6 protein-coding genes are annotated in these 7,526 nt (G+C 37.7%); 4 read left to right on the plus strand and 2 right to left on the minus strand.

Annotated features, from left to right (window positions below; genetic code table 11):
• Window positions 1-437: hypothetical protein (locus AC3DU7_RS19680; RefSeq protein ID WP_488041007.1), on the minus strand; the 437-nt coding region annotated here is incomplete at its 3' end.
• Window positions 438-1,173: 736 nt separating this feature from the next.
• Here AC3DU7_RS19680 and AC3DU7_RS19685 point away from each other — a divergent pair.
• The 3 genes from AC3DU7_RS19685 (at window position 1,174) to rimO (ending at window position 4,421) form a co-directional block, all read left to right on the plus strand.
• Complete coding sequence (locus AC3DU7_RS19685) at window positions 1,174-1,314, plus strand: hypothetical protein (RefSeq protein ID WP_488041008.1); 141 nt, start codon at window positions 1,174-1,176, stop codon at window positions 1,312-1,314.
• A 273-nt stretch (window positions 1,315-1,587) separates the two neighbouring features.
• Complete coding sequence (locus tag AC3DU7_RS19690; RefSeq protein WP_488041009.1) at window positions 1,588-2,703, plus strand: OmpA family protein; 1,116 nt, start codon at window positions 1,588-1,590, stop codon at window positions 2,701-2,703.
• 377 nt (window positions 2,704-3,080) lie between these two features.
• The gene (rimO, locus tag AC3DU7_RS19695) at window positions 3,081-4,421 is read left to right on the plus strand and encodes a 30S ribosomal protein S12 methylthiotransferase RimO (RefSeq protein ID WP_488041010.1); all 1,341 of its coding nucleotides are present in this window, start codon (window positions 3,081-3,083) and stop codon (window positions 4,419-4,421) included.
• Window positions 4,422-5,704: 1,283 nt separating this feature from the next.
• On the opposite strand, the gene AC3DU7_RS19700 is transcribed toward rimO, so the two are convergent.
• On the minus strand, window positions 5,705-5,869 hold the full coding sequence (locus tag AC3DU7_RS19700; RefSeq protein WP_488041011.1) for a hypothetical protein: 165 nt from the start codon (window positions 5,867-5,869) through the stop codon (window positions 5,705-5,707).
• A 126-nt stretch (window positions 5,870-5,995) separates the two neighbouring features.
• On the opposite strand from AC3DU7_RS19700, the gene AC3DU7_RS19705 reads away from it, so the two are divergent.
• Window positions 5,996-7,480, plus strand: a complete 1,485-nt coding sequence (locus tag AC3DU7_RS19705) for a DEAD/DEAH box helicase (RefSeq protein WP_488041012.1) — start codon at window positions 5,996-5,998, stop codon at window positions 7,478-7,480.
• The last annotated feature ends 46 nt before the right edge of the window (window positions 7,481-7,526 follow it).

A 7,526-nucleotide genomic window follows, 5' to 3' on the forward strand; every position in this document is an offset into this window, starting at 1 on the left:
GAATCAAAGGTACTATTAATCCTTTCCTCTATTTGTCTAGGTAAACTTTCTAATGAAATTTCTAATGACTTAACTCGACCAAACAACGACTCTAAATCAACATCTCCATTCAACCTTTCTTCCTGTAACTCCAACATAAAATCAGATAACCGAGAAACTTTTTCTTCAAGCTGAGAGTAACTACTTTCCATACCTTGAGAAAACTGCTCTAACTTTTCTCTAAACAAACTAATCTCCTGAGATAATTCCTGATAATTTTTTGTTTCAGTTTCTACCTGCAAAACTTCATTAACTTCCTCAGATTCCTCCTCAGTTTCTACCTGCTCAGAATTACCAGAATAATTATCAGCTTCCGAACTATCTTTTTTTACACCTCTGATTAGATCCGGAGTAAATTCTATATCATCTAATGGATTACGGTCATTATTTTCCGACATAAAACACCGCGTAAAAATTTAAAATTTGGTTGATATGTTAATATTCTACTTCAGTAGATTGGTTCTATAATATTATTCTACCTGAGTAGAAGCTACAAAAAAATGCCTAATAAAAAACCATCCTTGGAAATATCAGAATCTCTCTATAAAAATTAGAATAATTATCTGAGTTAACATAAGAACCAATAAAAACTCTAATAATTAGAGCTTTTGCCATAATAATGCCATCATTGCTAAGAGAAACTCAAGAATTTATCGACTGTTAGATGCAATTACTCCAGAATAATCTCATGGTAAAATTTGTCTAGAAGAAGTAGTAAGTGATAAATTCTAATAATTCAGAATTAGAACTATTAGAAAGTGCAGATTTTCGATAGTCATAAATCATCGAAAATACCTAGACAAACTTATTCCTTACAGAAGCACTAGAATAAAAACTTTATGAAGAGTTAAAACAAAAATTTTATCCCCTATTCTTGCAAGACCAAATATTATTTTTAATAAAACCAGAATTGAGGAAACAATTTGAGTATTATATCAGTCAATAACTAGTTATAAATCCCTGGGATTATCCAATTTACAAACCGCCTCAAAATATGACCATTGCCAATCTTTATTTTTATTTTAAAATTCGAGACCAATCAGAAACAAAAATGGGAGAAAATATAGTAGCAACATAGACATATTTCTAAAAAACCTTAGCTAAAATCAAAAGTAGAATTAGGAGGTAAATATCATGTCAGACCTTGACCGTGGAATAATGAAATTTAAGGGAGCAGATACTCCCAGCGCGATCGCTATTTCTTCCATTCTGATTTTAGGTGCTATAGTATTGCTCCTTTTATGGGGACTCAGTACCGCCTATGCAGTTAGTTAGTTAAGAGCAATACAAATTACTTAGAGACGTTCTGGTGGAGCGTCTCTTTAAGATATTTAATTTTTAATAGACATCTCCAATAATCAAATTAAAGAGCTGAGAAAAAATAATTTATGATTTATGCCCTTTCTCATCAAATGCTGCTATAAATAAGGACAAGAATCTCAATGATTAATGATTTGGGATTTTGCCTCACTTGCTGATTCTGTCAATATCATATTAGTTTAATAGAAATTATTTCAGATAAACCTAATTTAGAACTATATTTTAGATATGACTACTGAAAAAAAAGATAAACAACAAACTGTACACCCTACTATCTTAGCAGGATGTATGGGCTTTATGATGATTTGTGCTTGGGCATTTGCAGCTCCTAAAGCTTTTGAAAAACCTACTATTGAAGTTCAATTACCTGAAACTGAAGAGGTAGACGATCAAACAGAAGTTACTCAAGTACAAACAATAGAAACTGAAACAACTTCAACAACAACTGAAGCAGAGTCTCTCACTACAGAAACTGAAACAGAGTCTCTCACTACAACTACAGAAACCACAGAAGCTGAAACTACTAATGCAGTAGAATCTCCTACTCCCATCACATCTGATACAACAACTACTGAAACAGAGTCTCTCACTACAACTACAGAAACTACAGAAGCTGAAACTACTAATGCAGTAGAATCTCCTACTCCCATCACATCTGATACAACAACTACTGAAGCAGAGTCTCTAACTACAACTACAGAAACTACAGAAACAGAAACAACCACTCAAGCAGAATCTCCCACTCCCATCACATCTAATACAACAACTACAGAAACAGAGCCTCTAACTACAACTACAGAAACAGAAACAACTGCTAGCTCAGTATCTACTTCTCCATCCGCGACCGTATCACCTGGTACTAATACTAATAACAATACAACAAACTTTACTACTACCTCTGAAACTGCACAACCAACTGCTACATCATCGCCCGAAGTTGAAACTTCTGCTGCTACTAGTAATACATCTACAACATCTCAACCACAAGGCAAGAATTTGAGTCAAGCCAAAACTTTAGGTCAAGTCAAATTTGGATTTGATGCATTTGAATTATCTCCCCAAGCAGAGCAAACTATAAATAGTTTCATCTCAGAAATTAAAGAATACGATCCGAATAAAGTTACTATTACAGTAGAAGGTCATACATCTCAAGTCGGTGGTGCTCAGTTAAACCAAGAAATATCCCAAGACCGAGCAAATGCAGTAGTAGAATATTTGAAACAGCAGAATTTACCACATCAGGTTGTTGGTAAAGGAATGGGATTTTCTCAACCACTCCCTGGCAGCGATCCTGCTGCTGATGTTAATCAGCGAACAGTAATTATTTTGACACCTGCTAATTAACTTTGAACTTGCTCACAAAAATAGATATCTCCAAAAAATAATAAACAGGAAAAAGTGAGTAATAATTGATTATTTATGGATGATAATTGATTTTATTGTTGATTTTTGGAGATTTCTAATATTAATTTTTAACTCTTATTTTTTTGCTGGCAGATTCCAAATTCTAGGATTTAATGCCAGTTTTTGTATGTTTAAAGCATTTGATTTACTCAATAGCAGAAGGAAGAAGGAAGAAAGAAAGAAAAATATTGATGGTTACCTGAGTTTTAAACTTTTGATCTCTACTAACCTTTCCTTCGACTGCTACATCTAGCCACAAGTAATATGCTATACTAAAAAACTGTTCCTAAATCAAAATTAATAACTCTGAACTATAAATGTCTACAAAACCTACCATTTCATTCTCTCACTTAGGATGCGAAAAAAATCGTATCGATACCGAACACATCATAGGTTTACTAGCGCAAGCAGGTTATCAAGTAGATGCTAACGAAGAATTAGCAGATTATGTAGTCGTCAACACCTGTAGTTTTATCCAAGCTGCCAGAGAAGAGTCTGTTCGTACTTTGGTAGAGTTAGCAGAAGCTAATAAAAAAATAGTCATCGCAGGTTGTATGGCGCAACACTTCCAAGAAGAATTACTTGCAGAGTTGCCAGAAGCAGTAGCCATTGTGGGTACTGGTGATTATCATAAAATAGTTGATGTGATGCAACGAGTAGAAAAAGGCGATCGCGTCAAAGAAGTCTCCGCCCAACCCACCTATATCGCTGATGAAACAACCCCACGTTACCGCACGACATCTGAAGGAGTTGCTTATGTACGAATAGCAGAAGGTTGTGATTATCGTTGTGCTTTTTGTATCATTCCTCATCTACGAGGAAACCAGCGATCGCGCACCATAGAATCCATTGTCACTGAAGCTCAACAACTAGCAGACCAAGGGGTAAAAGAAATTATCCTCATTTCCCAAATAACCACTAACTATGGAGTTGATATCTATGGCGAACCCAAACTCGCCGAACTTCTCCGCGCTCTAGGAAAAGTTGATATACCCTGGATTAGAATGCACTATGCCTATCCTACAGGTTTGACTCCCAAAGTAATAACCGCCATCCAAGAAACTCCCAATATTTTACCCTATCTCGACTTGCCCTTACAACATTCTCATCCCCAAATATTGCGGGCGATGAATAGACCTTGGCAAGGTCAGGTTAATGATAATATAATCGAAAAAATAAAAGCAGCTATGCCTAATGCTGTGTTGCGAACAACCTTTATAGTAGGCTTTCCTGGTGAAAGGGAAGAGCATCATACACATTTAGTAGAATTTGTCAAGCGCCACGAGTTCGACCATGTTGGGGTCTTTACTTTCTCTCCAGAAGAAGGAACACCTGCCTACACTTTGCCTAATCAGTTGCCCAATGATTTGATGGAGGCCCGTAGAGAAGAAATTATGCAAGTCCAGCAGCCTATATCTGGGAAACAGAATCAAAAATCAGTGGGACAAGTAGTGAATGTACTTATTGAACAGGAAAATCCCCAGACAGGAGAGTTAATTGGTAGGTCATCGCGGTTTTCTCCAGAAGTTGATGGACTTGTTTATCTCCAAGGTAATGCCCGTTTGGGGTCAATTGTGCCAGTGATGATTACAGATGCAGATATTTACGACTTGTATGGTTATGTAGATTTGAGTAAATTGAGTAAATTGAGCAATTAGTCATTCAGTTAAGGTGTAGGCTAAATTTTTAGGGATGGCGAAAGCACAACCAAAAAGGTTAATTATGGCCACTGAATTATGGTCAGAAGATACAACTGATACTAGACCTTTAACCAAACTTGAATCCCGAACACATTAAAAATATATAAATTATCAATTCCCTTTATACTGTAAAAGCATTACGTGTAACACCCAGTTCGCTTTTAAGTTACTTCTAGAAGAAATCTATATGTCCCAAAACCTCTATATCTAATGTACAAAATCTAAAAAAAGTAGTTAAATTAAGGAAAATATGTAATAAATGTGGCAAATGTTAAGTCATTTGTTATTATGTTAATGATTATGAAGATAAAAATGAGCTACCCAACTAAATGTTACTCTGGGTCTCTCGTTAACCTTAACGGGTATAACAGGAGGAGAGTTGCTACCAGCAAAAAAACTAGTAGCGTTCTTTAGTTGACAAAGTAGCTGAAGCGTGCGTTTGCTCAGTCCAGTTATGGAGTTGCGGTAATACGCACCTGACTGCTGAACCTAGACAACTCAAGATATGGGGATCAACTGGTGAAGTCCTGGTAATTCCGTATTTGAGGTAAAATCACAAAAGGAAACTGGGTGAATACATAACTATTTAGTACAAAAACAGCGGTGGGTCTCATCGCTGCTGCCTGTGGAGGCGTAGACACTAGTCAGCCAGGGAAGCAGGAATCTCTTCGGTAAGGAGGAGAATCTCCCGCTATAATAGAGTGATTTAGCAGGAGAGAACATCACAGTGAGCTGTTAAGTACCATAAAATATCTATGGGAACTTAAATCAAGACTCAGGGATATAGAAAACCTCACAATAGAGGTAATTTTTTCTTCCCTTGTCTAACGGGAACTTGATATATACAACAGCTTTACCGTAGCAAAATTTAGGCTCTAACCTTTCAGAAGTATAGACATCTGTGAGATGGTACTAATCTCTATATCTTTTTTGATATTGTAGTGGTTGATAACCTGCCTGACCTACTTAAAAGGTCTTAGAAACAATGTAAATTTTCTAGTATATGTACTAGCGGTAGTTCAGGTAATCAGACAAACAAAAGAACTTATAATGTTCCCGTTTGCCTGCCTGTCAAATCCGAAAACCTCTACAAAAAAATCAGAATTTATCTGCCTTGAGAAGCAGGGTGGCTGCGCGGGTTCTCCTTTTGAGGAGATAAAGGTTAGAAAAAACCAGAGACACTGAGTTCAGTGGATGAGACGCGAAACCTCCGTTTAAGTCACAGACTAAGCAGAGGTACTTCAATATACCCAACTAGGAAGAAAAGGAACAGGGCATTTGGCCTTTATTCTGTCGTCGATATTCAGGTTAAAACCTAGTCGTTGAGAACACACAGACACTACTAAAATTTTAGCTACTAACTCTAATGCTATCAGTTTAGTAAAGATTGTGATTGGCAAAGGCATATTGCCCTACCAAATAATTACAGGTTTATAGTTAGCAAGGGCTGATAAGCAGCTACAGTTGAGCATAAATCTGCCTCCAAGTTGGGTAACAAAACCAGATGTAAAATAATTTACTTAGGAGAATGAATGGATTTATCGTTTGCAAATTTAGGAATTTCACAAGAGCGCGTAAATCATCTGGAAACAATTGGTTTTACTGAACCTACTCCGATTCAAGTCCAAGCAATACCTCATTTGCTGGAAGGAACCGATATTGTAGGTCAAGCCCAAACAGGAACAGGTAAAACCGCAGCGTTTTCGTTACCCATATTGGAGAGAATTGAACTGGAGACAAAAGCAGTTCAAGCCTTGATTTTGACTCCCACTCGTGAGTTAGCTCTACAAGTGACAGAAGCAATTCGTCAAATTGCTGGTTTGGAGAAGAAGGGTCCAACTAAACACCGACTACATGTTTTAACTGTTTATGGCGGTCAATCTATTGAACGTCAGGTTCAGCGCCTTCAACGAGGTGTTCAGATTGTAGTAGGAACGCCAGGACGAATTATCGATATGCTGAATCGCAATAGTTTAAAACTAGATAATTTGAAAATGATGGTTTTAGACGAAGCTGACGAAATGTTGAGTATGGGTTTTATTCAGGATGTAGAAAGAATTCTGGATGCAGCACCCACTGAACATCAAACAGCTTTCTTCTCAGCAACAATGGATCATTCCATGAAGAAACTGGTGAATAAGTATTTGCGATCGCCAGTAACAGTCAAAGTTGCTCAACAAAAGACAACTCCAAAGCGAATTACTCAGATTGCTTACATGGTGCCTCGTGGTTGGCCAAAAGCTAAAGCGTTACAGCCAGTTTTAGAACTCGAAGACCCAGAAGCAGCTTTGATATTTGTGCGGACAAGGCAAGCTGCAGCTGAACTAACCAACCAATTACAGTCAGCAGGTCATAGTGTTGATGAATATCACGGTAACTTGAATCAATCTCAACGAGAACGGTTGCTAAGTCGCTTCCGCAATCAACAAGTACGTTGGGTAGTGGCAACTGATATTGCAGCTCGTGGTTTAGATGTAGACCATTTAACCCATGTGATTAACTACGATTTACCTGATAGCGTGGAAAATTATGTTCACCGTATTGGTCGTACTGGTCGTGCAGGTCGCGAAGGTATAGCGATTTCGTTGATTAATCCTTTAGATAAGCGGAAGTTACGTCTGATAGAACGTCATCTGCGTCAACGTTTGGATACTCGCTCAATTCCTAAGCGGTCTCAAATTGAAGCTCGACAGTTGCAGAAGTTACAGAATAAGGTACGAGATGCTCTGAGTGGGGAACGGATGGCTTCTTTCTTACCATTAATTGCTCAGTTGGGTGAAGAGTATGACCCCCACGCGATCGCTGCTGCAGCTTTACAGATAGCTTATGATGAAACTCGTCCTGCTTGGATGGGGCCTGATTATGCTCAGGAGGAAGATATTCCTGTCTATGAAACTCCCAAACCAAAGCCAAAGCCACGTTCTTCTAAGACTCGTCATCAAAAACCTTCTCCTAAAAATCAGAAGAAAAATGGTGACAATTTTGTAGAAGAGGCTTCTGTTTCAGGCAATAATTAGGGTTTGCGCTTCACTAGTCTTTTTGCGCTCGGCAGGGAGTAGGGAG

This window comes from Okeania sp., assembly GCF_983059655.1.

Bases quoted from the DNA above. Each gene is read 5' to 3' on its own strand.
- AC3DU7_RS19685 (WP_488041008.1), top strand. From the start codon at position 1,174: ATGTCAGACCTTGACCGTGGAATAATGAAATTTAAGGGAGCAGATACT.
- AC3DU7_RS19690 (WP_488041009.1), top strand. From the start codon at position 1,588: ATGACTACTGAAAAAAAAGATAAACAACAAACTGTACACCCTACTATC.
- rimO (WP_488041010.1), top strand. From the start codon at position 3,081: ATGTCTACAAAACCTACCATTTCATTCTCTCACTTAGGATGCGAAAAA.
- AC3DU7_RS19700 (WP_488041011.1), bottom strand. From the start codon at position 5,869: ATGCCTTTGCCAATCACAATCTTTACTAAACTGATAGCATTAGAGTTA.
- AC3DU7_RS19705 (WP_488041012.1), top strand. From the start codon at position 5,996: ATGGATTTATCGTTTGCAAATTTAGGAATTTCACAAGAGCGCGTAAAT.